The organism is Enterobacter sp. Ap-1006 (assembly GCF_011752835.1).
In the GTDB taxonomy this organism is placed as follows: Bacteria; Pseudomonadota; Gammaproteobacteria; order Enterobacterales; family Enterobacteriaceae; genus Cedecea.
The window spans coordinates 1-23,250 of the sequence record NZ_VWWU01000010.1 but is presented as its reverse complement, the minus strand read 5'-3'; the positions used below and the strand labels follow the sequence as shown (position 1 = coordinate 23,250).

The 23,250-nt window shown below is 53.9% G+C and carries 20 protein-coding genes and 1 pseudogene; 9 read left to right on the top strand and 12 right to left on the bottom strand.

The features are described from left to right. Positions 1-43: 43 nt before the first annotated feature. Positions 44-715, bottom strand: coding sequence for a 7-carboxy-7-deazaguanine synthase QueE (gene queE, locus F3J28_RS21500; protein WP_166879631.1), 672 nt, complete (start codon positions 713-715; stop codon positions 44-46). A 262-nt stretch (positions 716-977) separates the two neighbouring features. Between queE and F3J28_RS21495 the strand changes: the two genes are divergently transcribed. From F3J28_RS21495 to F3J28_RS21485, 3 genes are read left to right on the top strand one after another with little or no spacing between them, the layout of a single operon-like run. Then, the gene (locus tag F3J28_RS21495; protein WP_166879630.1) at positions 978-1,691 is read left to right on the top strand and encodes a nucleoside recognition domain-containing protein; all 714 of its coding nucleotides are present in this window, start codon (positions 978-980) and stop codon (positions 1,689-1,691) included. Beyond that, positions 1,684-2,151, top strand: coding sequence for a YjiG family protein (locus F3J28_RS21490; RefSeq protein WP_166879627.1), 468 nt, complete (start codon positions 1,684-1,686; stop codon positions 2,149-2,151). Before F3J28_RS21495 ends, F3J28_RS21490 begins: the two co-directional genes overlap by 8 nt. A 3-nt stretch (positions 2,152-2,154) precedes the next feature. Next, the gene (locus F3J28_RS21485; RefSeq protein WP_166879623.1) at positions 2,155-3,267 is read left to right on the top strand and encodes a M20 family metallopeptidase; all 1,113 of its coding nucleotides are present in this window, start codon (positions 2,155-2,157) and stop codon (positions 3,265-3,267) included. Positions 3,268-3,408: 141 nt separating this feature from the next. Here the strand turns inward: F3J28_RS21485 and F3J28_RS21480 are convergent, their stop codons facing one another. The 6 genes from F3J28_RS21480 to rlmD all read right to left on the bottom strand — a co-directional run bounded on the left by F3J28_RS21480 (position 3,409) and on the right by rlmD (position 12,104). Beyond that, entirely contained in the window at positions 3,409-4,062 is a 654-nt protein-coding gene (locus tag F3J28_RS21480; protein WP_166879620.1) for a hypothetical protein, read from the bottom strand. 231 nt (positions 4,063-4,293) lie between these two features. Beyond that, complete coding sequence (gene eno / locus F3J28_RS21475; protein WP_166879618.1) at positions 4,294-5,598, bottom strand: phosphopyruvate hydratase; 1,305 nt, start codon at positions 5,596-5,598, stop codon at positions 4,294-4,296. An 87-nt stretch (positions 5,599-5,685) separates the two neighbouring features. Next, positions 5,686-7,323 carry a glutamine hydrolyzing CTP synthase gene (gene pyrG / locus F3J28_RS21470; protein WP_008458383.1) on the bottom strand — a complete coding sequence of 546 codons (1,638 nt, stop codon included), beginning with the start codon at positions 7,321-7,323 and terminating at the stop codon, positions 5,686-5,688. A gap of 225 nt (positions 7,324-7,548) precedes the next feature. Continuing rightward, positions 7,549-8,340: a nucleoside triphosphate pyrophosphohydrolase gene (mazG, locus tag F3J28_RS21465; RefSeq protein WP_166879615.1), complete on the bottom strand. Its 792-nt coding sequence runs from the start codon at positions 8,338-8,340 to the stop codon at positions 7,549-7,551. Positions 8,341-8,507: 167 nt separating this feature from the next. Continuing rightward, positions 8,508-10,739 (bottom strand): GTP diphosphokinase, encoded by a 2,232-nt coding sequence (relA, locus tag F3J28_RS21460; protein ID WP_008458386.1) that lies wholly within the window; start codon positions 10,737-10,739, stop codon positions 8,508-8,510. Positions 10,740-10,790: 51 nt separating this feature from the next. Next, on the bottom strand, positions 10,791-12,104 hold the full coding sequence (gene rlmD / locus F3J28_RS21455; protein WP_166879742.1) for a 23S rRNA (uracil(1939)-C(5))-methyltransferase RlmD: 1,314 nt from the start codon (positions 12,102-12,104) through the stop codon (positions 10,791-10,793). Positions 12,105-12,165: 61 nt separating this feature from the next. Between rlmD and barA the strand changes: the two genes are divergently transcribed. After that, the gene (gene barA, locus F3J28_RS21450) at positions 12,166-14,922 is read left to right on the top strand and encodes a two-component sensor histidine kinase BarA (protein WP_166879612.1); all 2,757 of its coding nucleotides are present in this window, start codon (positions 12,166-12,168) and stop codon (positions 14,920-14,922) included. Between the two features lie 56 nt (positions 14,923-14,978). Here the strand turns inward: barA and F3J28_RS21445 are convergent, their stop codons facing one another. Beyond that, positions 14,979-15,551 carry a TetR/AcrR family transcriptional regulator gene (locus F3J28_RS21445; protein ID WP_008458392.1) on the bottom strand — a complete coding sequence of 191 codons (573 nt, stop codon included), beginning with the start codon at positions 15,549-15,551 and terminating at the stop codon, positions 14,979-14,981. A 182-nt stretch (positions 15,552-15,733) separates the two neighbouring features. Here F3J28_RS21445 and F3J28_RS21440 point away from each other — a divergent pair, with 182 nt between their 5' ends. Together F3J28_RS21440 and F3J28_RS21435 are read left to right on the top strand one after the other, a co-directional pair. Then, positions 15,734-16,861: an MBL fold metallo-hydrolase gene (locus tag F3J28_RS21440; protein WP_166879609.1), complete on the top strand. Its 1,128-nt coding sequence runs from the start codon at positions 15,734-15,736 to the stop codon at positions 16,859-16,861. Between the two features lie 42 nt (positions 16,862-16,903). Continuing rightward, positions 16,904-17,245, top strand: a complete 342-nt coding sequence (locus F3J28_RS21435; protein WP_166879606.1) for a helix-turn-helix domain-containing protein — start codon at positions 16,904-16,906, stop codon at positions 17,243-17,245. A 46-nt stretch (positions 17,246-17,291) separates the two neighbouring features. Here the strand turns inward: F3J28_RS21435 and F3J28_RS21430 are convergent, their stop codons facing one another. The 4 genes from F3J28_RS21430 to syd form a co-directional block, all read right to left on the bottom strand. Next, positions 17,292-17,741, bottom strand: a complete 450-nt coding sequence (locus F3J28_RS21430) for a flavodoxin (protein ID WP_039297682.1) — start codon at positions 17,739-17,741, stop codon at positions 17,292-17,294. Between the two features lie 17 nt (positions 17,742-17,758). Then, positions 17,759-18,538, bottom strand: coding sequence for a tRNA pseudouridine(65) synthase TruC (truC, locus tag F3J28_RS21425; protein WP_166879604.1), 780 nt, complete (start codon positions 18,536-18,538; stop codon positions 17,759-17,761). Beyond that, positions 18,538-18,867 carry a YqcC family protein gene (locus F3J28_RS21420; RefSeq protein ID WP_008458400.1) on the bottom strand — a complete coding sequence of 110 codons (330 nt, stop codon included), beginning with the start codon at positions 18,865-18,867 and terminating at the stop codon, positions 18,538-18,540. The genes truC and F3J28_RS21420 overlap by 1 nt, the downstream gene beginning before the upstream one ends. A gap of 651 nt (positions 18,868-19,518) precedes the next feature. Further along, entirely contained in the window at positions 19,519-20,064 is a 546-nt protein-coding gene (gene syd / locus F3J28_RS21415) for a SecY-interacting protein (RefSeq protein ID WP_166879602.1), read from the bottom strand. 64 nt (positions 20,065-20,128) lie between these two features. Between syd and queF the strand changes: the two genes are divergently transcribed. The 3 genes and pseudogenes from queF to F3J28_RS21400 form a co-directional block, all read left to right on the top strand. Next, positions 20,129-20,971, top strand: a complete 843-nt coding sequence (gene queF / locus F3J28_RS21410; RefSeq protein WP_166879599.1) for an NADPH-dependent 7-cyano-7-deazaguanine reductase QueF — start codon at positions 20,129-20,131, stop codon at positions 20,969-20,971. A gap of 115 nt (positions 20,972-21,086) precedes the next feature. Then, a complete protein-coding gene (ppnN, locus tag F3J28_RS21405; RefSeq protein ID WP_166879596.1) occupies positions 21,087-22,451 on the top strand; it encodes a nucleotide 5'-monophosphate nucleosidase PpnN in 1,365 nt (454 codons plus the stop codon). A gap of 508 nt (positions 22,452-22,959) precedes the next feature. Then, a pseudogene (locus F3J28_RS21400) lies at positions 22,960-23,250 on the top strand (hypothetical protein); the annotation flags it as partial.

The following is a 23,250-nucleotide window of genomic DNA, read 5'->3' as shown; positions in this document are numbered from 1 at the left end:
AGCGGTTTACGCCGGGTGTGATGGCTACACCCGGCTTTGCTCATCAGGCAATATTCAAATACTTGTGCGTCTGCATCGACAGGCGCCAGTTGCGCGCGATGCAGGTTTCGATGCACAGACGCGTCGCGTCCTCTTTTTGACTGATAGGCTGCAACGCGATGATGCGGCTTTTCTCATCCGTCAACGTAGCCAGCAGTTCGTCCAGCGCTTCGACGTCACGCATACGCCCAACCGGGTGCTTAATTTCATCCGCGCGCTCCAGCGCCTGGGAGAGAATGTCGTACCCGCCGCGCATGTTCACCTTCGGGGAAACCGTCACCCAGGTATTTGCCGTGCAGCGCACTTCATGCGTGCCGCTCGTTTCTATCTGGCAGCTAAACCCGTTTTTCTCCAGCAAATCTGTCAGCGGAGTTAGATCATGAATGCAAGGCTCACCGCCGGTAATCACCACATGCCGCGCGGTATAGCCCTGGCGGCCAATCACGGCCAACAGATCTTCGGCGCTTGCCGCGCCCCATTTATCACTTTCTTTAGTTTTGGCCAGGATGCTGAACAGCGACACTTCACGATCCGCGAGCTTATCCCATGTATGTTTGGTATCGCACCAGGCGCAGCCTACCGGGCAACCCTGCAGGCGAATAAAAATGGCGGGCACGCCGGTAAAATAGCCTTCCCCTTGCAGGGTCTGGAACATCTCGTTAATCGGGTACTGCATAATCATCTCAGTCATAGTCACAAAAAGTAATTATCGCAGAACTGGCGATGGAGATCATGCGAAAGCGGCTGCACCACGGCGATGCCTGATGCCCATGTCGCGCAAACATTCTCTATTCTCACGGTTACTGTGTGCCAGTTCTCAACTTTCTTATGGTGATTAAACGTTCGTTCCTCATGTTGATCGCCGTCATAACAGCACGTATTGCTAAATTCTAGCATCCCTCTGGCTTTCCCCCTGAAATCACATAAGGAAATGATAAATGGATGATTCTTCTGTTCCCGGACAACAAAGAGTTGGGCCCGCCGCCTGGTTTAGCCTGCTGTTTGCGATGGTCTTTTTTTCTGGCCTGTTAGGCGGAAAAAACTGGTACGGGGTGTTTGACTTCACCACGCTAAACGGCGCCTTTGGCAAAGTGGTAAGCGGCGTTAACCCGGCCGGAGAATCACTGGATGTTGCCAAAAGCGCCTTCCGCGGCAACGGCGGGTATGGCGCAATGGACGGTTTTCTCTTCGCTTTCGGCCTGATTCCCGCCGTGATGTTTGCGCTGGGCATGATTAACGTGCTGGAACACTACGGCGCGCTGCGGGCCGCAAGAAAACTGCTGACCCCTCTCCTTCGTCCCCTGATGGGCGTGCCCGGTTCCACGGGCCTTGCGCTAATCGGCAGCCTGCAGAGTACCGACGTTGGCGCGTCACTCACCCGCGTGCTTGCCGATGAAGGCCAGATTACTGAAAAAGAAAAAACCGTGTTCACTATGTTCCAGTTTTCCGCTGGCGCCATGATCACCAACTTTTTCTCTTCCGGGGCCGTGCTCTTCACGCTGATCGCCGTTGACGGCAGCCAGGCCGTGCCAAGCTCTATCGGCATGTGCGTCGCCGTGATGTTCATTATGAAAATCGTAGGGGCAAACATGATGCGCCTGATCCTGAACGTCACAGAACGGAAAACAAAAACGGAGGTGCAACATGGCTGATGCAGCAAAACCGATGATCACCGATGTCTTTGTTGCCGGCGCGCGCAAAGGCTGGAACATAGCCACAACCAGCACGCTGCCTAATGTGTTGATGGCATTCATTATTATTTATGCGCTCGAGCTGACGGGCGCGCTGCAGGGCATGGCGTGGTTGTTTGGCCCGGTCATGAAACTCTTTGGGCTGCCGGGTGAAGCCGCAGCGGTGCTTATCGGCGGCTGGATGTCGATGGGCGGCGGCGTAGGCGTCGCTATCAGCCTGTTTGAAAGAGGGATCCTCAGCGGCGAACACCTGGCGATTCTCGCACCGGCCATCTATTTGATGGGCTCTCAGGTGCAGTACGCCGGGCGTATCCTCGGCGTGGTCGGTATTCCGGCGAAACGCATTCCTCTGATGATAGCCCTTTCCGTACTCAACGCATTTTGCGCCATGCTGATCATGCGCGTGCTTATTCTGGAGTAACCCATGGATCTGAAACAGTATCTTCAAGAGTTAAAAAGAGTCGTGAATATCGACTGCGGCACCGCCACCGTTGCGGGTGTGGAAGAAGTCAGCCGTATCTTTCAGCAATGGTACCTGTCAGAAAACTGGCACTGCGACAGCGTCGACCTGGGGAACAAAGTGGGGCCGGGTTTGTTCGCCACTAATAAACCTGACGCCGCACAATACGACGTTTTGCTGGTGGGGCACATGGATACCGTCTTCCCGCCGGGAACCGTCTCAGAGCGCCCTTTCAACATTGAAGGCGACCGCGCCTATGGACCAGGCGTGTCAGACATGAAAAGCGGGTTGTTATCTATTCTTTGGGCTCTACGCGGCCTGGACAAAGCCGATCTTGAGCGGTTAGCTATCGCCGTGGCCATGAACCCGGACGAAGAAACGGGTTCAGCCCATTCACACGAATGGATAGGCGGCATAGCAAAACGCAGCCGCTGCGTGCTGGTATGCGAGGCGGCTAGAGCCGACGGCTCTCTGGTGAAAGCCAGAAAAGGCATGGCCCGTTACCGCCTGACTTTTAAAGGCGTAGCCGCCCATGCGGGCAACGATCCGGAAAAAGGCCGTTCTGCGGTGAAAGCGCTCGCCCACGCGGTGCTGGCAATCAGCGATCTGGCCGATATGACGAAGGGTACCACGTTGAACACCGGCGTGATTTCCGGCGGCGTTGGGGCGAATATCGTGGCGGATCGCGCGGAGATGATTGTCGATCTCCGCTTCAATGATAACGACGAATATCTGCGGGTTAACGAGGCCGTTCAGTCGTTCCGCCACCGCCAGTTCGAGCCCGATGTGTTAACCATCGTCGAACAGCAGGCACAAACGCCCGCGATGTCACCTTCCGCTGAAACGGAAAAGCTGATGAAACTGGTGGAAAAAGCCGGTCAGGCTGTAGACGTGGAAGTTCGCTGGCAGGCGGTGGGAGGCGGCTCAGACGCCAACCACACGGCGGCCCTGGGCGTACCTTCCCTGGACGGGTTTGGCCCTGTCGGCGCAGGATTCCATTCCCCTTCCGAATATCTGGAGCTCAACAGTATCGAACCACGGGTTCGACTGCTGCGCGAAGTGATCCGATCGCTGTAAAAAAGGGCCGGGGAATTCCCGGCCTGCTTCATTATTTTTTCATTTTAAAATCAATCACCATGCGGCCTTTGATGTTGCCGCTCTCCCTTTCATGGAAAAGGGCAATGAGCACCAGAATCCGATCGGGTGTCCGGCCCTGGATTATTTGATCTTAACCGCCTTCACATCCAGCATAGGTGTCAACAGGCAGGTATAGCTAAGTTTGTCATTGTCTGGCCCTTTCCCCGGGAAAAATGCCGAACCTTCTACGACAACGTCATAGCGTTCGCTCTTCTTACCGGCAATGACCTTACCGGGAGCAAAAGCGGGTGAGTCAGGGCTAATCTCAACCAACCGTTCAAGTCCGGTGCTGATAACATCACTACGGTTAGATTTCGACATCGCCGCGTTGAGACAAGCCCTGTTTGCAGCATCACGTCCCTGCATCGTGCCCATACCAGGCTCATACTTTTGTGGAAGATTAGCCAGGCGCCAAATGTCTGATTGTGGCATATAGACGCCAGGTTCAAACCGCCCGGTTCCAGAGCGCACGGCACAAACGATCAGTTGCGGACTGACTCCATCGATAGCAACGAAAGTGGTACCAGGCTCAGATTGCAGGGTGAGTTTTGCATAATTTGCATTGATCTCAAAAGGGACCGACTTCTCTTTCGCCATCGTCGAGCGTGACTTGCAAAGCGCTACTTTTGCAGGGTCTTGCCCCAGACTGTCACTTGAAATCATCGCCGCATGCGCAGAAGAGATACCTAACAGCATCAGCGGTAGTAAAGATAAAAAAATGCTCTTTTGATTCATTATGTCCCCGGAGGTTAGTCCTTCATTGTTATTGATATACATACAGTTTAATCATACTTATCTTTCAATTCTCGTCCATTTACTCCAGAGCCAAATCTGTGATCCTTCAGGCCCAGAAAACCACGTACAGTATTCATTCGTAGACCTGCAATCTATGGTTAAGTAATAAATAATGGACGAAAAAAAACCCGCCGAAGCGGGTTTTTCAAAGTCTAAAGCAGCAGTAAGAACTTACTGGCCTTTAACTTCTTTCAGACCGTTGAACGGTGCTGGGGTGCCTTGTGCAGCCAGAGCTTCTTCGATACGAATCAGCTGGTTGTACTTAGCAACACGGTCAGAACGGCTCATAGAACCGGTTTTGATCTGGCCAGCAGCGGTGCCCACAGCCAGGTCAGCGATGGTTGCATCTTCGGTTTCGCCAGAACGGTGAGAGATAACCGCAGTGTAGCCAGCGTCTTTCGCCATTTTGATCGCAGCCAGAGTTTCGGTCAGGGAACCGATCTGGTTGAATTTGATCAGGATGGAGTTAACGATGCCTTTTTCGATACCTTCTTTCAGGATCTTGGTGTTGGTTACGAACAGATCGTCACCAACCAGCTGGATTTTGTCGCCCAGCACTTTGGTCTGGTATGCGAAACCAGCCCAGTCAGATTCGTCCAGACCGTCTTCAATAGAAACGATTGGGTAATCTTTGGTCAGGTTTTCCAGGAAGTGAGTGAACTCTTCAGAGGTGAACGCTTTGTTGCCTTCGCCGGCCAGAACGTATTTGCCGTCTTTGTAGAACTCAGACGCTGCACAGTCCATTGCCAGGGTAACATCTTTACCCAGCTCGTAGCCTGCTGCTTTAACCGCTTCAGCGATAACAGCCAGTGCTTCTGCGTTGGAACCCAGGTTAGGCGCGTAGCCACCTTCGTCACCTACAGCAGTACTCATGCCTTTGGACTTCAGTACTTTTGCCAGGTTGTGGAACACTTCAGAACCGATACGTACCGCTTCTTTCAGGGTTTTCGCGCCAACAGGCTGAATCATGAACTCCTGGATATCAACGTTGTTGTCAGCGTGCTCGCCGCCGTTGATGATGTTCATCATTGGCAGAGGCATAGAGAATTTGCCTGGGGTGCCGTTCAGTTCAGCGATGTGAGCGTAAAGCGGCAGGCCTTTAGAGGCAGCAGCAGCTTTAGCAGCAGCCAGAGAAACAGCCAGAATGGCGTTTGCGCCAAACTTGGATTTGTTCTCGGTGCCATCCAGATCGATCATGATCTTATCGATGTTAGCCTGGTCTTTAGCATCTTTGCCAATCACAGCTTCAGCGATCGGGCCGTTAACCGCAGCAACAGCTTTCAGTACGCCTTTACCCATGAAACGAGATTTGTCGCCATCGCGCAGTTCCAGAGCTTCACGGGAACCGGTAGAAGCACCTGATGGCGCAGCTGCCAGACCAACGAAACCGCCTTCCAGGTGAACTTCGGCTTCAACAGTCGGGTTACCGCGGGAGTCGATGATTTCACGACCGATCACTTTCACAATTTTGGACATAGTAGGTTTTCCTCAAGTCACAACGTTAAACTAAAACTCCAGACAAACAACGCGCGAAAATGTCGCGCGTTGCCGTTCTAACTCTGCTTACTTCGCCTGGCGTTTCTGGTACTCACCGGCGGCTTTCACGAAGCCTGCAAACAGTGGGTGCCCGTCACGCGGAGTCGAAGTGAATTCCGGGTGGAACTGGCAGGCAACAAACCATGGATGATTTGGCACCTCGATGATTTCCACCAGTTGGTCATCACCGGAACGACCTGCAACACGTAAACCAGCTGCTTCAATCGGTTTCAGCAGCATGTTGTTGACTTCGTAGCGATGGCGATGGCGTTCAACAATAGTTGGCTCACCGTACATCTGGCGAACCAGGCTACCGTCGGTCAGCTGGCACTGCTGGCCGCCGAGGCGCATGGTGCCGCCCAGATCGCTCTTCTCGCTGCGCACTTCAACATTGCCTTCTTCATCGCGCCACTCGGTGATCAACGCCACCACAGGGTACTTACAGTCTGGCACAAATTCAGTGGAGTTGGCGTTATCCATGCCCGCCACGTTACGGGCGAACTCGATAAGCGCAACCTGCATACCCAGGCAAATACCGAGGTACGGGATGTTGTTTTCACGGGCATAGCGCGCGGTGGCAATCTTGCCTTCAACACCGCGGTAGCCGAAGCCGCCAGGGATCAGAATCGCATCCAGACCTTTCAGCAGCTCAACGCCACGGGTTTCAACATCCTGTGAATCAATCAGCTTGATGTTCACGGTCAGACGGTTTTTCAGCCCGCCGTGTTTCAGCGCTTCAATCACCGACTTATAGGCATCCGGCAGTTCAATGTACTTGCCGACCATACCGATAGTGATTTCGCCCGTTGGGTTGGCTTCTTCATAGATAACCTGTTCCCATTCTGCCAGATTGGCTTCCGGCGCGTTCAAGCTGAATCGTTTACAAATATAATCGTCCAGCCCCTGGGATTTCAACAGGCCTGGAATTTTATAGATAGAATCGACGTCTTTCAGAGAGATTACCGCTTTCTCTGGGACGTTACAGAACAATGCAATCTTCGCACGTTCGTTGGCCGGTACAACGCGGTCAGAACGGCAGATCAGCACGTCTGGCTGGATACCAATAGAGAGCAGTTCTTTTACGGAGTGCTGAGTCGGCTTGGTTTTCACTTCACCGGCTGCGGCCATGTAAGGCACCAGCGTCAGATGCATGTAGAGCGTGTGCTCGCGGCCCACTTCTACCGCCATCTGACGAATCGCTTCAAGGAACGGCAGGGATTCGATGTCACCGACGGTGCCGCCGATTTCAACCAGCACCACGTCGTGGCCTTCGCCGCCTTCCAGAATACGTTCTTTAATGGCGTTGGTGATGTGCGGGATAACCTGCACGGTCGCGCCAAGATAGTCACCACGGCGCTCTTTACGCAGAACGTCAGAGTAGATACGGCCGGTGGTGAAGTTGTTGCGGCGGCTCATCTTGTTACGGATGAAACGCTCGTAGTGACCCAGATCCAGGTCGGTTTCAGCGCCGTCTTCGGTAACGAACACTTCCCCATGTTGAATAGGGCTCATGGTACCCGGATCGACGTTGATGTACGGATCGAGTTTCATGATGGATACGTTGAGGCCACGGGCTTCAAGAATAGCTGCGAGGGAGGCTGCGGCAATGCCTTTACCCAGAGAGGAAACGACCCCGCCGGTCACAAAAATATAGTTCGTTGTCATGCTGAACCTGAGAAGTTAGGTTTAAAGACGATGGAATAACCAGGACGGGAAAGTAGTATACCCGAACAGCATGGGCGCCACAAACATTCATTCTGTTCCCCGGAAATCAATCCGGCCCCACAGTCAGGCTAAGAAAATAGCCCCTCCGTGATAAATGTTTTTGACGCAAATCAATCGCTTGTTAAATAAAAAGCGCTAAAAAGTGCAGCTGATAGCAAAAACGCTTTAGATTTCAGTTTCCTGGCGTTTCACTTCTTGCCAGGCTTTTTCCATAATTTCCAGCCCGGCCTGCTCCATGGTTAACCCCTGAGCGGCGACAATCGCCTCCACTTTTCGGAAACGAGCCTCGAATTTTCGGTTAGCTTTTTGTAACGCCACCTCAGCTTTGGTGCCCAAATGGCGAGCCAGATTGACGGTGGCGAACAATAAATCACCCACTTCTTCTTCCAGCTTTGCCTCGTCCACCACGGCCTGCTGGGCTTCAAACATGACTTCGTCGATCTCTTCGTGCACTTTATCCAGCACCGGGCCAAGCGTCTTCCAGTCAAAGCCGACGTTTGAGCAGCGTTTCTGGATTTTTTGCGCTCGCATCAACGCGGGCAGCGCCTCTGGGATGTCGTCCAGCGCCGAGTGTTGTGCCTTCTGCGCGCGCTCTTCAATTTTGATTTGCTCCCACTTCGCCAGCACTTCACCGCTGGTCGCGGCGTCGCCGTCAGCAAAGATATGCGGGTGGCGGCGCTCGAGCTTGTCGCCAATCTCCTGGCAGATCTCTTCAAAATTAAAGCGCCCTTCTTCCTGCCCCATCTGGGCGTAAAACACCACCTGGAACAGCAGGTCACCCAGCTCGCCGCGCAGGTCGTCAAAATCTTCACGATTAATGGCGTCGAGCACTTCATAGGTTTCTTCGAGCGTGTAAGGGGCGATGGTGGCAAAGGTTTGCTCGCGATCCCACGGGCAGCCGTTTTCAGGGTCACGCAGACGCTGCATGATCCCGAGCAGGCGGTCGATTTGAGTCATTGTAATTCCTTGTTTTTTTACCCTCACCCTAGCCCTCTCCCTAAAAGGGAGAGGGGATGGACTGAGTAGAATTGTTCGCCCTCAACCTTTGGAAAGCGTACGAAATTGAGCAAAGTTGTTCCCCCTCTCCCTTCTGGGGAGAGGGTCGGGGTGAGGGGGACAATAAATTAGCCGTGCAGCCTGCGGGCATCGATAATGTCCGGCACCTGGTTAAGTTTGCCCAGCACGCGGCCAAGCACCTGCAGGTTATAGATCTCGATAGTCATATCGATGGTGGCAAGCTGCTGTTTCGTGTCACTGCGGCTGGCCACGCCAAGCACGTTGACCTTTTCGTTCGCCAGAATAGTGGTGATGTCGCGAAGCAGGCCGCTGCGGTCGTTCGCCGTGACGCGCACCACCAGCGAATAACCGCTGGAGTAGCTTTCCCCCCAAACAGCATCGACGATACGTTCCGGCGCGTGGGATTGCAGCTCGGCCAACTGGTCACAGTCGGCACGGTGAATCGAGATCCCGCGCCCCTGGGTAATAAAGCCGACGATTTCATCCCCCGGAATCGGCTGGCAGCAGCGGGCGATATGGTGCATCAGATTTCCTACGCCCTCAACGACCACGCGACCATTGTCTTTACTGCGCGACTGCGGCGGCGAATAGCTTTTTTGCGTCAGCTGACGTAGCGCGGCGGCATCCTGCTCCTCGGCGCTTGGCTTATTAAACTGCGCCTGCAGGTAGTTGCTCATCTGGTTGAGGCGGATGTCGCCCCCGCCGATAGCCGCCAGCAGCTCTTCAATTTCGTTGAAGTTGTAGCGCGGCAGCAGCGTTTTCTCTGCTTCCTTCAGACTGATGCCCAGATGCTCAATCTCATCGTCCAGGATCTGGCGTCCGGCAAGAATGTTCTTGTCCCGGTCCTGCTTGCGGAACCAGTTGTGGATCTTCGCGCGCCCGCGGCTGGTAGTGATGTACCCGAGGTTAGGGTTCAGCCAGTCGCGGCTCGGGTTCGGCTGCTTCTGGGTGATGACCTCGATCTGGTCACCCATTTGCAGCTGATAGGTAAACGGCACAATGCGCCCGCCAATTTTTGCCCCGATGCAGCGGTGCCCGACATCACTGTGAATATGGTAGGCAAAGTCCAGCGGCGTCGAGCCAGCAGGCAGGTCAACCACGTCCCCTTTCGGCGTAAATACATACACGCGGTCGTCAAAGACCTGGCTGCGGACTTCGTCAAGCATTTCGCCCGAGTCGGACATCTCTTCCTGCCAGGCGATAAGCTTACGCAGCCACGCAATGCGGTCTTCATGGCCGGAACTGCCGCTGCGCGCATTGCCTTCTTTGTACTTCCAGTGCGCGGCCACGCCCAGCTCAGACTCTTCATGCATCTGCTTGGTGCGGATCTGAATCTCTATGGTTTTGCCGTTCGGACCAAGCACCACGGTATGAATAGACTGGTAGCCGTTGGGTTTAGGGTTTGCAACATAGTCGTCAAACTCATCCGGCAAATGGCGGAAGTGAGTATGCACTATCCCCAGCGCCGCGTAGCAATCCTGCAGGCGCTCGGCGACGATACGCACCGCACGCACGTCAAACAGCTCGTCAAACGCGAGGTGCTTTTTCTGCATTTTGCGCCAGATGCTGTAGATGTGTTTTGGTCGGCCATAAACTTCAGCCTTTACGCCCTCTTCTTTCATCGAAGAACGTAATGTGCCGACAAAATCGTCGATGTACTGCTCGCGATCGATTCGGCGCTCGTGCAGCAGCTTCGCGATACGCTTATATTCTTCCGGGTGCAGGTAGCGGAAACAGTAATCTTCCAGCTCCCATTTGAGCTGGCCAATACCGAGGCGGTTCGCCAGCGGGGCGTAAATGTTGGTACATTCTTTGGCCGCCAGTACGCGCTCATCTTCCGGCGCATCTTTCACTTCACGCAGATGGGCGATACGTTCCGCAAGCTTGATGACCACGCAGCGGAAATCATCCACCATCGCCAGCAGCATGCGGCGAACGTTATCCACCTGGTCGGAAGAAACAGAGTCGTTATGGGTCGCTTTCAGGTGGCGGATCGCGTCCATGTCGCGCACGCCGTGAATCAACGTCACCACCTGCTTGCCGACGCTTTCCAGCATCACTTCTTCACTGACTACGCCAGCATCCGCCAGCGGGAACAGCAGCGCGGCACGCAGCGTATCGTTGTCCATGCTCAGCATCGAGAGGATTTCGACCATCTCCACGCCGCGCCACAGCAATAATTCAGCGTCAGGATGACCTTTGGTCTGGCGTTCACAATACGCCCAGGTTTCGGCTAAGCGTTCACACGACTGCTGGTTGGAAATCCCGAGGCTTGCAATCCATTTTTCGGGCGCAAATTCGCCAGCTTTGTTGAGATGTGCACTTCTTACCGCAACCATTATCCTCTCCTGTCGGGCTAACGCTCAGGCCAATACGCCTGATTAACCCTTTCAATTACGCTCAAAGAGCGCCATAGACTCCAGATGCCCGGTGTGGGGGAACATATCGAGCATGGCCAGTCGTTTAATGTGGTACCCGGCGGCCAGCAACGTTTCGCTGTCGCGCGCAAGCGTGGTGGGGTTACAGGAAACGTACACCACGCGGCTCGGCGCCAGTTTGATGACGTGCTGCATAACACCCGCCGCACCGGCACGCGCCGGGTCGAGCAATATTTTAGTAAATCCTTGTTGCGCCCAGGGCTGACGCGTCACATCATCCTCCAGGTTTTCATGGAAGAATGTCACGTTTTTCAGCGCATTACGCTGAGCATTATATTCGCCTTTCGCCACCAGCGCAGCAACGCCTTCGACCCCCACGACCGCGGCGGCTCGTTTTGCCAACGGCAGGGTGAAATTCCCCATTCCGCAGAACAAATCTAGCACCCGATCCTCAGGCTGCACCTCCAACCACTCGATCGCCCGCGCCACCATTTGCTGATTCACCGCGTCGTTAACCTGGATGAAATCTCGTGGACTAAAGGTTAAGCGTAGCCCGTCTGAATGATACCAGGGCTCTTCCTTGGCCAGGGATTCCAGACTGTCGCTGTCCGGGGCGAGGAATAACGCCACCTGATGGGAATGCGAAAACTGTTCCAGTTTTTCCCTATCGTCTTTGCTGAGCGGGGCCAAATGGCGCAGCACCATCAGCGGCCCACCGTCGGCCAGAACCAGTTCCACGTGCCCTAACCGGTTCACGATACTTAATTCAGACAAGCACTGGCGTAAAGGATTCAGTAATGCTTCAAGCCGGGGCGCCAGCACGGGGCAATGATGAATATCCACCAGCGCTTTATCGCTCGCCTTACGAAAACCCATCTGTAAGGTTTGCGTGCGGGGCAGATAATTCAACCCCAGCCGCGCGCGACGCCGGTATCCCCATGCCCCGGCAGAAATAATTTCATCCACCTGACGAGGCTGTTCGCGCTCGCCCATCATCCGCCCAAGCGCCTTAGATTTTGCCTCCTGCTGCAGCGCCACGCTCGCGTGCTGCTGCTGGCAGCCGCCGCAAACCCCAAAATGCGGACAGCGCGGCTTCACCCTTTCCGGGCTGTCGTTTAAACGGCGCTTTACCTCAGCCTGAGCGTAGCTACGCTTATCTTCGGTAATGCGAACCTCAACCTGTTCGCCGGGCAGTGCCCCACGAATAAAGAGCGCTTTGCCTTTGTGGCGCGCGACGCCCTGACCAAATGGATCGAGGTCGGTGACGGTCACGGTTAGTAATTCACGATTCGTATCGCGTCGCTTTGCAGAGTAGAATTGCGCCATGATGTAAGTAGATGTGTTCTCAAATGTCACTGTTGCTTTTATTGTCCCATATCGGAACCCCATGACCAACTACAGCCTGCGCGCACGTATGATGATCCTGATTCTGGCCCCGACGCTGTTGGTCGGTTTGCTGCTCAGCATCTTTTTCGTTGTCCATCGTTACAATGACTTACAGCGTCAGCTGGAAGATGCCGGCGCCAGTATTATTGAGCCCCTGGCGGTCTCCAGCGAATACGGCATGAACTTCCACAGCCGGGAGTCGATTCGCCAGTTAGTCAGCGTGCTGCACCGCCGCCATTCGGATATCGTGCGGGGCATTTCAATTTACGATGACAGTAACAAGCTGTTCGTCACCTCTAATTTTCAGCATAACGCCGCTCGCCTGAAGCTGCCCGACGGGGAAAAGCCCCCGAAAGATCTCACCGTCACCCGCGCGGGCGACATTATGATCCTGCGAATGCCGATTATTTCCGAAAGATACTCACCGGATGAGTCCGCTGAAACTAACGTAAAACAAAGCAACAGTACCCTCGGCTACGTCGCCATGGAGTTGGATCTCAAATCCGTTCGCCTGCAGCAATACCGCGAAATCTTTATCTCCACCTTGATGATGCTGTTCTGTATTGGCATTGCGATGCTGTTTGCCTATCGCCTGATGCGCGACGTGACCGGGCCGATTCGCAATATGGTAAATACCGTAGACCGCATTCGCCGCGGGCAGCTCGACAGCCGCGTGGAAGGGTTTATGTTGGGCGAGCTGGATATGCTGAAAAACGGCATTAACTCGATGGCAATGTCGCTGACGGCGTATCACGAAGAGATGCAGCACAACGTCGACCAGGCCACATCCGATCTGCGTGAAACCCTTGAGCAGATGGAAATTCAGAACGTGGAGCTCGATCTTGCCAAAAAACGGGCTCAGGAAGCCGCCCGTATAAAATCTGAGTTTCTGGCAAATATGTCCCACGAGCTGCGAACGCCGCTCAACGGCGTTATTGGCTTCACTCGTCTGGCCTTAAAAACCGACCTGACGCCAACCCAGCGCGACCACCTCTACACGATTGAACGCTCGGCCAATAACTTGCTCACCATCATTAATGACGTGCTGGACTTCTCCAAGCTCGAAGCTGGCAAGCTGCTGCTGGAATCCATCCCCTTCCCGCTGCGCAACACGCTGGATGAAGTGGTAACCCTGCTGGCACATTCCGCCCACGACAAAGGCCTTGAGCTGACGCTAAATATCAAAAATGACGTGCCGGATAATGTGATTGGCGACCCTCTGCGACTGCAGCAGGTGGTCACCAATCTGGTAGGCAACGCGATTAAATTCACCGAAACCGGCAACATCGACCTGCTGGTGGAAAAACGGGCGGAAGGGAACAACAAAGTTCAGATTGAAATGCAGATCCACGACACCGGCATCGGCATTCCTGAACAGGAACAATCGCGTCTCTTCCAGGCCTTCCGCCAGGCGGATGCCAGTATTTCCCGCCGCCACGGCGGCACCGGGCTGGGGCTGGTGATCACCCAGAAGCTGGTGAATGAAATGGGCGGTGATATCTCCTTCCACAGCAAGCCGAATCGGGGCTCAACGTTCTGGTTCCACATCAGCCTGGATCTGAACCCGAACGCCGTGAACGACAGGCAAGTGCTGGACAAACTGGCGGGTAAACGTCTGGGCTACGTCGAGCCGAATGCGACCGCCGCGCAGAGCACCCTGAATTTACTGCAAAATACGCCGCTGGACGTCGTGCACAGCCCGTCGCTCACCGGACTGCCCGATGAGCACTACGATATTCTGCTGTGTGGCATTCCCGTCACCTTTACAGAAACGCTCACGCTGGCAAACCCTAAGCTCGCCAAAGCAGTCACCATGGCAGATTGCCTGATTCTGGCCTTGCCCTGCCATACCCAGGTCGGTGCAGAAGAGCTTAAGCGCCAGGGCGTGGCGGGCTGCCTGTTAAAACCGATCACCTCTACGCGCCTGTTCCCGATGCTGCTTGAAAGCTGCCCGAAAGCTAATCTGGCTCTGCCGTTCGTTGAACATAGCGACAAGCTGCCGATGGCCGTCATGGCGGTGGACGATAATCCGGCCAACCTGAAACTGATTGGCGCGTTACTGGAAGACAGAGTTCAACAAGTTGTGCTGTGTGAAAGCGGCACGCAGGCGCTGGAGCGCGCCCGGCAAATGAACATCGACATTATCCTGATGGACATTCAGATGCCGGAAATGGACGGCATCCGCGCCTGCGAGCTGATTCGCCAGTTGCCGCATCACCAGCAAACCCCGGTGATTGCTGTTACCGCCCACGCGCTGGCGGGGCAAAAAGAGAAGCTCATGAGCGCCGGTATGAACGACTATCTCGCCAAGCCGATTGAAGAAGAAAAGCTGCATCGCCTGCTGATGCGCTACCATCCGGGTAATATCGGCCAGCTTCCCGTTCAGCAGGAAGAAACCGTCCCGCCGGCGATTAATATCAATAAGACGCTGGACTGGAACCTGGCGCTGCGGCAGGCCGCCAACAAAGCCGATCTCGCCCGGGAGATGCTTGACATGCTGCTGGAGTTTTTACCGGAAGTGAGAAATGTCCTCGAAGAACAGCTGGTGGGCGACAAGCCCGAAGGATTAATTGATATCGTGCATAAACTGCACGGAAGCTGCAGCTACAGCGGTGTCCCTCGGATGAAAAAACTCTGCCAGACGCTCGAGCACGAGCTGCGTCACGGCGTAGCGCCAGAGGAGATGGAGCCTGAAATTCTGGAGCTACTGGACGAAATGGATAATGTCGCGCGGGAAGCGAAGAAGTATCAGATTTGAGCTTAAACCAGGTACGAAGAGGGATCCCGCCCGCCCTCTTCGCTTTTACAAAAATGTTAGCCTTTAGTCATGCCGCGCCACATCACGTCAAAGCCGGCAGATTTGTATTCATCCCTGCGTGAAGGATCGCGTCCGGCAAATTCCATCGTGGTTTCGGCCAGGCCAAAGAAAATAGCGTCGGCAAATGCCGACTCAATGCCGGTCAGCGCCTCGTTGGTGATACATTCCTTCGACAGGTCACGCAGATCCGGGTAAGCAAGGTAAACCATTTCCAGCGTTTCGGACGTGATCTTGCCGGAAACCGCCAGCTGGCGCATCGCTTTACGCGCATTCATATTCACCAGCCCCCAGTCGATGTAATTCCCCCACACCGTCCTGGTGCGCTCTTTGCTTGAGGCATGTCGATCGTAGGTTTTCATCAGCTCGTTGCCAAGATCTTGCTTATGATGGAGATAAACGGCGTTCAGCAACTCGTCTTTAGTCGGGAAATAACGGAACAATGTCCCTTCGGCAACGCCCGCCTTTCTGGCAATTAAAGAGGTCGCCGCCCCTAATCCCAGTTCCGCTATCGCATCGGTTGCCGCATCGAGTAATGCTAATCGTTTATCTTCACTTTTTGGACGAGCCACGGTTCCTCACAAGCCAGTTATCTGAGTGGATAGGATTTCAACCATCGGGATCGCCGCGATCGCTGAATGTCATGTTCTTTATCATACCGTAAATTTTGTTGACGGTTGACCTCGCCTGCTTATAATGAGTGTTTACTCACTCAATAGCAATATAACCCGCACAGTTTCTACGAGAATTCCTTATGGCTGCCGCGCAATCTGGCAAGCGTTCGTTAACCCTAAAATTCATGGTCGTGATTATGTTATTAGGCCTTACTGCCACTAGTGCTGCGCTGTTCCCGATGACTGAATTTGGCAAACTGCCACAGGGCAGCCGCCTTGAACGCATCCAGCAATCCCCCCAGTACCGCGACGGCAAGTTCCACAATCAGCAGGACACGCCAATGATGACCGACAAACGCGGTCGCATTGCGGCGCTGTGGGATTTCTTTTTCGCCCGGCCAGATACGGTAAAACCCGATCGTCCCCTGCCGCTGATCAAAACCGATCTGGCAAAGCTTGATAAACAGCAGGATCTGGTGGTGTGGCTGGGCCATTCCTCCTGGTTTATTCAGCTCGGCGGCAAGCGCATTCTTATCGATCCGGTGTTCAGCCACTATGCCGCCCCGTTCGCCTTTCTGAACAAAGCGTTTGCGGGCGATTATCCGTGGCGAGCGGAAGATATGCCGGACATAGACACGTTGATCATCTCTCACGATCACTGGGATCACCTGGACTACCCCACGCTGCGGGCGCTTAAGCCAAAGATTAAGCAAGTGGTCGCCCCGCTTGGCGTTGGCGCACATTTTGAAGCCTGGGGCTTCGATCCCGCGCTTATCCACGAACTGGACTGGCAGGAAAAAGTCGCCATTGACGATGAATTAACGATTCACGCCCTGCCGGCACGCCACTTCTCTGGTCGCGGGTTAACCGGCAACAAAACGCTGTGGGCAAGCTTTATGTTCGTCACGCCGCAGCGAAAAGTTTATTACAGCGGTGATTCCGGCTACGGCCCGCATTTCAAACAGATCGGTGAGCAATTTAGCGATATCGATCTCGCGATCATGGAAAACGGCCAGTATGACGAAGGCTGGAAATACATCCACATGATGCCGGAAGAAGCCGCTCAGGCGACGGAAGACCTGGGGGCGAAAACCATGGTGCCGGGGCACGCAGGCCGGTTTGCATTGGCGAACCACAGCTGGGACGAGCCTTTTCGCCGCATAGCAACCGCCAGCGCGGGCCGCAGCTATCAGCTGCTCACGCCGGAAATGGGGCAAATACTGGAAGTCAGTCAACCGCGTCAGGCCTTCGATGCCTGGTGGGAATAGCATTATCAATTATCGAACGAGCAAGATGTAGAAGGAGGTGATATGTCCATGCCTAAAGATTTTATGGAATCTCTGCTTGAGTGGGTCGATGGCAACATGCAGCGCCCGCTGCGTATTGAAGAAGTCGCCAGGCAGTCCGGCTACTCGAAGTGGTACCTGCAACGGATGTTCTCAGACTGGGCGGGGAAAAGCCTCGGCGCCTACATTCGTGAACGTAAATTGCAGTTAGCGGCAGAAGATCTGAAAAATACCGAGGACAAAATCCTCGATATCTCAGTGCGCTACGGTTTTGATTCGCAGCAATCTTTTACCCGCACGTTCGGGAAACGGTTCAATACCTCTCCCGGCGCCTACCGTCGCGAGCACGAACACCCGCTTAATTAAGATCTTTTCTGGGTGGGTATGCGCCGCTTACCCACCCTGTTGTCACTTACTTCAGTAAAGTCGCCCACTGCTCAACCCACGGGCCGGAAACCACTTCTGGCTCCGGATGGTCGTTGGCGTCAATCGTTAAAACCTCAGCAATGCGGGTTGCTCCCTGCTCCTGCAATAAAGCGTCAAACTGCTTGCCGCCGCCGCAGAAGTGGTCGTAGTTGCTGTCACCCAGTGCAATCAAGCCGTAATGCAGTTCAGGCTGGTAACCCAGCTGATCTTTGATGGCCTGAAATAGCGGAACAATGCTGTCCGGCAGATCGCCCTGCCCCGTCGTGGACGTGACCACCAGCGCATAATGGTTGCGGTAATATTGCCACTCGGTCAGGTCGGGATCTTCAAACACCTTTGCCTGATGGCCGTGTTTTTTCAGAATGGTTTCGGCTTCTTCCGCCACTAACAGCGCATTGCCGTACATCGTGCCTACAAAAATACCCACTTCGGCCATCGGTAACTCCTTAAGAATTAGGGACAAGGCTTATCCTGGCAGCTCGCCGGATCATACTCACTATTTTCAACATCCGGCAACAGACCGCGCCAGCCAAATTGTGTCAGCATTTGCATCCAGGTCTCATCCAGCCCCGCTTTTAGCGTCAGCGCTTCCCCGGTAACAGGATGCTTTAAAGAGAGCTGGCTGGCATGCAGCATCAGGCGCTGGCAACCGAAATGCTCCGCCGCCCCGCGATTCTGACGCAAATCGCCGTGTTTGGAATCGCCAATAATGGGATGCCGAAGATGCGCCAGATGCCGCCGAAGCTGGTGTTTACGGCCAGTCTTTGGCTCAAGCTCTACCAGGCTGTAGCGCGCGCCTGGATAGCGCCCCACCGCCACCGGCATTTCGACCGTTGCCAGCCCGCGATAATGCGTCACTGCGGGCTGTGGCCCTTTGTCCTGGTCGCTAAATTTATCGGCGATTTTATCCAGCTCTTCAACCAGAGGATAATCCAGCACGGCTTCGTCCTGCAGCCAGCCGCGCACCACGGCATGGTAGCGTTTCTGCATTTGATGCTGCTCAAATTGCTGTGACAGCAGACGGCCTACTTCGCTGGACAGCCCCATCAGCAGCACGCCAGAGGTTGGTCTGTCGAGGCGATGAACGGTAAAAACGTGCTGGCCAATCTGGTCGCGGACGGTTTGCATCACCACGACTTTTTCGTGCCTGTCCAGCCAGCTGCGGTGAACCAGCCAGCCGGACGGTTTGTTCACGGCAACCAGCCATTCATCCTGGTAAATAATCTCCAGCATCAACCCTGTTCCGCGTCAAACAGTGCATCCAGCTCAAGCAGCACGGCAAGGAGAGGTTCACGCACGGCATGCGTCGCATCCAGCGCCATCTCATAATAAGGGGCGATAGCAAAGGCGTCAGGCAGAGGATGCTGGCTGTCCAGCAGCGCGTGCATACGAGGGATCAGGACCCATTGTAGCCATTCGTGGGGCTGCAGCGTATCCATGCAGAAAGGCTGCGTGCTCTCAAATGCTGTGGGATCGGGAGGCAGGCCCTGCCAGAGGGAATGATCGCGCAGGATCTGCTCAATAGTGAGTAAATGATGGCGAACCAGCGTCTGGCGCTCCATGAAAACCTCATTCGTCAGTGGAAAAGAGCGGTACAGAATAACACTTCTTCGCTGCCCGTGAAAAAGGCATAAAAAAAGGGAGCACTGTTTACACAGTGCTCCCGGTTCGTTTCGCAGCTAATCCAGCTACTTTTTATGCTCCCTGCTCATCCATGACAACTTTGTCCTCTGGTCTCCTGACCAGCAATCCATCGCCAGGGCTTCCTGCTGCCATCATCCTGATGGGTGTCCAACATCATCCTGACGCGAAATCCTTGAGTCTTCCTGACCCACCGCACTCCTGTTACGGCTCTCATTCTCCGTCCTGGAGGTGTCCTTTAACTCTGCCTGAGTTATCCATGCTTCATCTGTGAAGCCTTCCTTGTTCGCCATCCCGGCGGGTTCCTTCTGTAAGAAGCGACATCATCCTAATGTCTCCTTCATTACGTCGACATCCTGTCGATGGGTATAGAATCCCCTATTTGCCCGCATGTGACAAGGGATGCAGCGGTGCTGCGGGCAGAAACTTTCATTCGGAACTTTCCTAAAATAAAAATAACTCATTGTTTTATAAAGGCATCGATAAATGAGAGTCGCTTTCATCTGCCGTCAAATGTAGCGATCTCTCACACGGCTTGTAAGAGATCTCTCACAAGACCTTGGGCAAAAAAGCTAGATCACCTGTGGCGTTAAGGCATTCAGAAAGTCAGGAAGAGAGGCGGAAAGCACGGTCCGCTGCGGGGTGCCGATTCTTTCAAGCACCACTTCACCTGTCAAGTTGCATAGTGAGATAACTTCCATTTCATCGTCAGTCGTCGCTAAAAACAGCGTCGGAGATAACTTCAAACGTTTCTGTGTCACCAGATGACCAATCAGGTTTTCCTGCACGCGAACAAAGTCGTCCTCGCTCCACGTCTGCAGCAGCGTCAGCGCAGTATTCCCATGCACGGCGGGCATATCGCCGGCAAATTGCGTGGTGTAAAACGCTTCAACGGCAGGTTGGAGGGAAATATCCAATGCTCGCTCTACGGCGCTTAAATCCGCTTCTGGTATAAACGGCTGGGGCTGCCAGCGCACGTCTCCCCCGGTGGTCGTTACAATGCACGGCGAAGGAATGCCGTACAGTGCTTCACTGGCAGGCCAGCCTCCCGTTTCCTCCTGCCACTGGTCGCAAAAACGGCGGGTAAACTCTTTAAGGGCAAAGGCGACTTCGTTCATTAATTTCTCACTCGCGTAGGCTGGGGTACAATAAAAGCCAATTGTACCTTTATCTCGGTGAAACATGTCCTACGAAAATCACCAGGCTCTAAGTGGCCTGACGCTGGGTAAGCCCACGGCTTATCAGGATCAATACCAGCCTTCTCTACTGCAGGCCGTACCGCGCAGCCTGAATCGCGACCCGCTTGGCCTCCACGCCGACAGCCTGCCATTCTGCGGCGGCGACATCTGGACGCTCTACGAACTCTCATGGTTGAACAGTAATGGCCTGCCTCAGGTCGCCGTGGGCCATGTGCAGTTAGACGCCAACAGCGTCAATCTGGTGGAGTCCAAAAGCTTTAAGCTCTACCTGAACAGCTTTAACCAGACCCGCTTCGCCGACTGGGAAACCGTCCAGGCAACGCTGAAGCGTGATTTAAGCGCCTGCGCCGAAGGCGACGTCAGCGTGGTGCTGTTCCGCCTGCATGAGCTGGAAGGCCAGGAAATCGCAGCGTTCAGCGGAGAATGCATCGATGAGCAGGACATCACCATCGACAGCTACGACTTCAATGCAGATTATCTGCAACAGGCCGCGGGGAATGCGATCGTGGAAGAGACTCTGGTTAGCCACCTGCTGAAGTCCAACTGCCTGATCACCCACCAGCCAGACTGGGGCTCCGTACAGATTCGCTATCGTGGTCCAAAAATCGATCGCGAAAAGCTGCTGCGCTATCTGGTCTCCTTCCGCCATCACAACGAGTTTCATGAGCAGTGCGTAGAGCGCATCTTTAATGACCTGCTGCGCTTCTGCCAGCCGCACTCGCTCAGCGTCTACGCACGCTACACGCGTCGGGGCGGGTTGGACATTAACCCGTGGCGGACGAATACCGATTTCCATCCTGCTTTTGGCCGCCTGACCCGCCAATAAGTGCGAAATAGCTCCCAGCACCAAAAGCGAATGTGGTTTACGGGTTGTTAAAGTGAACAAGCCAGGGCTATTGTAATCTGTGAGAACGGCACTTTTCGTTCCGTAAGGAGTTCACTTGATTACACATATTAGCCCGCTTGGCTCAATGGATATGTTGTCGCAGCTGGAAGTCGATATGCTTAAACGCACCGCCAGCAGCGACCTTTATCAACTGTTTCGTAACTGCTCACTGGCGGTCCTTAATTCCGGCAGTCAAACCGACAGCAGCAAAGAGCTGCTTTCTCGCTACCAGAACTTTGACATCAATGTGTTACGCCGTGAACGTGGCGTAAAACTCGAACTGATTAACCCCCCGGAAGACGCCTTTGTTGATGGCCGAATCATCCGCGCGCTGCAGGCTAACCTGTTTGCCGTCCTGCGCGATATTCTGTTTGTTAACGGCCAAATTACCAACGCAGGCCGTTTTCAGCATTTGAACAAAGAAAACTCTATTCATATCACCAACGTGGTGTTTTCTATTTTACGAAATGCCCGCGCGCTGCACGTGGGTGAAGCCCCGAACCTGGTGGTTTGCTGGGGCGGGCACTCCATTAACGAAAACGAATACCTGTATGCCCGCCGTGTGGGCACTCAGCTTGGCCTACGCGAGCTGAATATCTGCACCGGCTGCGGGCCGGGGGCGATGGAAGCACCGATGAAAGGGGCTGCCGTCGGCCACGCCCAGCAGCGCTATAAAGAAGGGCGTTTTATCGGCCTGACGGAACCTTCGATTATCGCCGCCGAGCCGCCTAACCCGCTGGTCAACGAACTGATCATAATGCCGGATATTGAAAAACGCCTTGAGGCGTTCGTGCGTATTGCCCACGGCATTATTATCTTCCCAGGCGGGGTCGGTACCGCAGAAGAGCTGCTCTACCTGCTTGGCATTCTGATGAATCCGCACAACCACGATCAGGTACTGCCGCTGATCCTCACCGGGCCGAAAGAAAGCGCGGATTACTTCCGTGTGCTGGATGAATTCATTGTTAGCACCCTGGGCGATAAAGCACGACAGCATTATAAAATCATCATCGACGACGCAACTGAAGTCGCCCGCCTGATGAAAAAAGCGATGCCACAGGTGAAAGAGAACCGCCGTGAAACCGGCGATGCCTACGGCTTCAACTGGTCCATTCGCATCTCGCCGGATCTGCAGATGCCGTTTGAACCGACCCACGAAAACATGGCTAACCTGCAGCTCTACCCTGATCAGCCTGCGGAAAAGCTGGCAGCCTCGCTGCGGCGCGCCTTCTCAGGCATCGTTGCCGGCAACGTGAAGGAGCCAGGTATTCATGCCATCGAAAAATACGGCCCGTACAAACTGCACGGGGACCCGGACATGATGAAACGCATGGATGTTCTGCTGCAGGGCTTTGTCGCCCAGCACCGCATGAAGCTGCCCGGCAGCGCCTACATTCCCTGCTACGAAATAGTGCGTTAACCTTCCAGGGCGGCCAGCGGTCGCCCTTCTTTTTCCTCTTCCACGTTCATTATTTACAATGAATGATAACCATTCAGAACTACGTCTAAAATGCTTCTGCAATATATTTGCTAAGCTCTCACCCTGATTTATATCGTACTTTTAAATTAATGACGCTCTAGTTTTACATATTACTCTATATAACTTCATTCACATTAAAGGCAATAGCCTAATAGATTACCCATTTCAATAATATAAAATCATCACCTGCCGCCCCCAAGAAATATCAATTCCCATAGAATTGCTGTCTTTCGTACTGAACCAATCATTGACAATGCTTACAACTATTTATCACATATGCATTATCATGATGAAAACAAGCTCACAGCACCTCGCCGCACGCCTCTTTATTCAGAGACGTTAAAATAAACGATCGCACCATATTTAAAATATCATTGCAGGATGCGTGGTTTAATTAAGAGAAAAAAATATTAATTAAGAAAAAAAAACACTGAGTAGCCTTTAAGCCATGCTCAAATACTCCCCCAATCAAAATTTTGCAGTGGTGGCTTTTATGCCTGCTCGTGGCCTAACTCATAACTTGCTCTTAGCTGTTTTCATCGCTCTGCCCATGCACGCTTTTGCTGGCCCGGTGATCAATGTGGGTCCGTTAAATGAGTATATTTATTCCGGTAAAAATACCCTCGCCAAACGCATTTATAACTCCGGGGATGCCACGGCATTTGTACGCGTTGAGGTTAGTGAAATCGTTTATAACGAGCATAGCCCGGTAAAGGAAATTCCGCTTGATAATGAGGCC

Excerpts from the sequence above, each read along its gene's own strand:
- queE (WP_166879631.1), bottom strand. The coding sequence starts at position 715 with ATGCAGTACCCGATTAACGAGATGTTCCAGACCCTGCAAGGGGAAGGC.
- F3J28_RS21495 (WP_166879630.1), top strand. The coding sequence starts at position 978 with ATGGATGATTCTTCTGTTCCCGGACAACAAAGAGTTGGGCCCGCCGCC.
- F3J28_RS21490 (WP_166879627.1), top strand. The coding sequence starts at position 1,684 with ATGGCTGATGCAGCAAAACCGATGATCACCGATGTCTTTGTTGCCGGC.
- F3J28_RS21485 (WP_166879623.1), top strand. The coding sequence starts at position 2,155 with ATGGATCTGAAACAGTATCTTCAAGAGTTAAAAAGAGTCGTGAATATC.
- F3J28_RS21480 (WP_166879620.1), bottom strand. The coding sequence starts at position 4,062 with ATGAATCAAAAGAGCATTTTTTTATCTTTACTACCGCTGATGCTGTTA.
- eno (WP_166879618.1), bottom strand. The coding sequence starts at position 5,598 with ATGTCCAAAATTGTGAAAGTGATCGGTCGTGAAATCATCGACTCCCGC.
- pyrG (WP_008458383.1), bottom strand. The coding sequence starts at position 7,323 with ATGACAACGAACTATATTTTTGTGACCGGCGGGGTCGTTTCCTCTCTG.
- mazG (WP_166879615.1), bottom strand. The coding sequence starts at position 8,340 with ATGACTCAAATCGACCGCCTGCTCGGGATCATGCAGCGTCTGCGTGAC.
- relA (WP_008458386.1), bottom strand. The coding sequence starts at position 10,739 with ATGGTTGCGGTAAGAAGTGCACATCTCAACAAAGCTGGCGAATTTGCG.
- rlmD (WP_166879742.1), bottom strand. The coding sequence starts at position 12,104 with ATGGCGCAATTCTACTCTGCAAAGCGACGCGATACGAATCGTGAATTA.
- barA (WP_166879612.1), top strand. The coding sequence starts at position 12,166 with ATGACCAACTACAGCCTGCGCGCACGTATGATGATCCTGATTCTGGCC.
- F3J28_RS21440 (WP_166879609.1), top strand. The coding sequence starts at position 15,734 with ATGGCTGCCGCGCAATCTGGCAAGCGTTCGTTAACCCTAAAATTCATG.
- F3J28_RS21435 (WP_166879606.1), top strand. The coding sequence starts at position 16,904 with ATGTCCATGCCTAAAGATTTTATGGAATCTCTGCTTGAGTGGGTCGAT.
- F3J28_RS21430 (WP_039297682.1), bottom strand. The coding sequence starts at position 17,741 with ATGGCCGAAGTGGGTATTTTTGTAGGCACGATGTACGGCAATGCGCTG.
- truC (WP_166879604.1), bottom strand. The coding sequence starts at position 18,538 with ATGCTGGAGATTATTTACCAGGATGAATGGCTGGTTGCCGTGAACAAA.
- F3J28_RS21420 (WP_008458400.1), bottom strand. The coding sequence starts at position 18,867 with ATGGAGCGCCAGACGCTGGTTCGCCATCATTTACTCACTATTGAGCAG.
- syd (WP_166879602.1), bottom strand. The coding sequence starts at position 20,064 with ATGAACGAAGTCGCCTTTGCCCTTAAAGAGTTTACCCGCCGTTTTTGC.
- queF (WP_166879599.1), top strand. The coding sequence starts at position 20,129 with ATGTCCTACGAAAATCACCAGGCTCTAAGTGGCCTGACGCTGGGTAAG.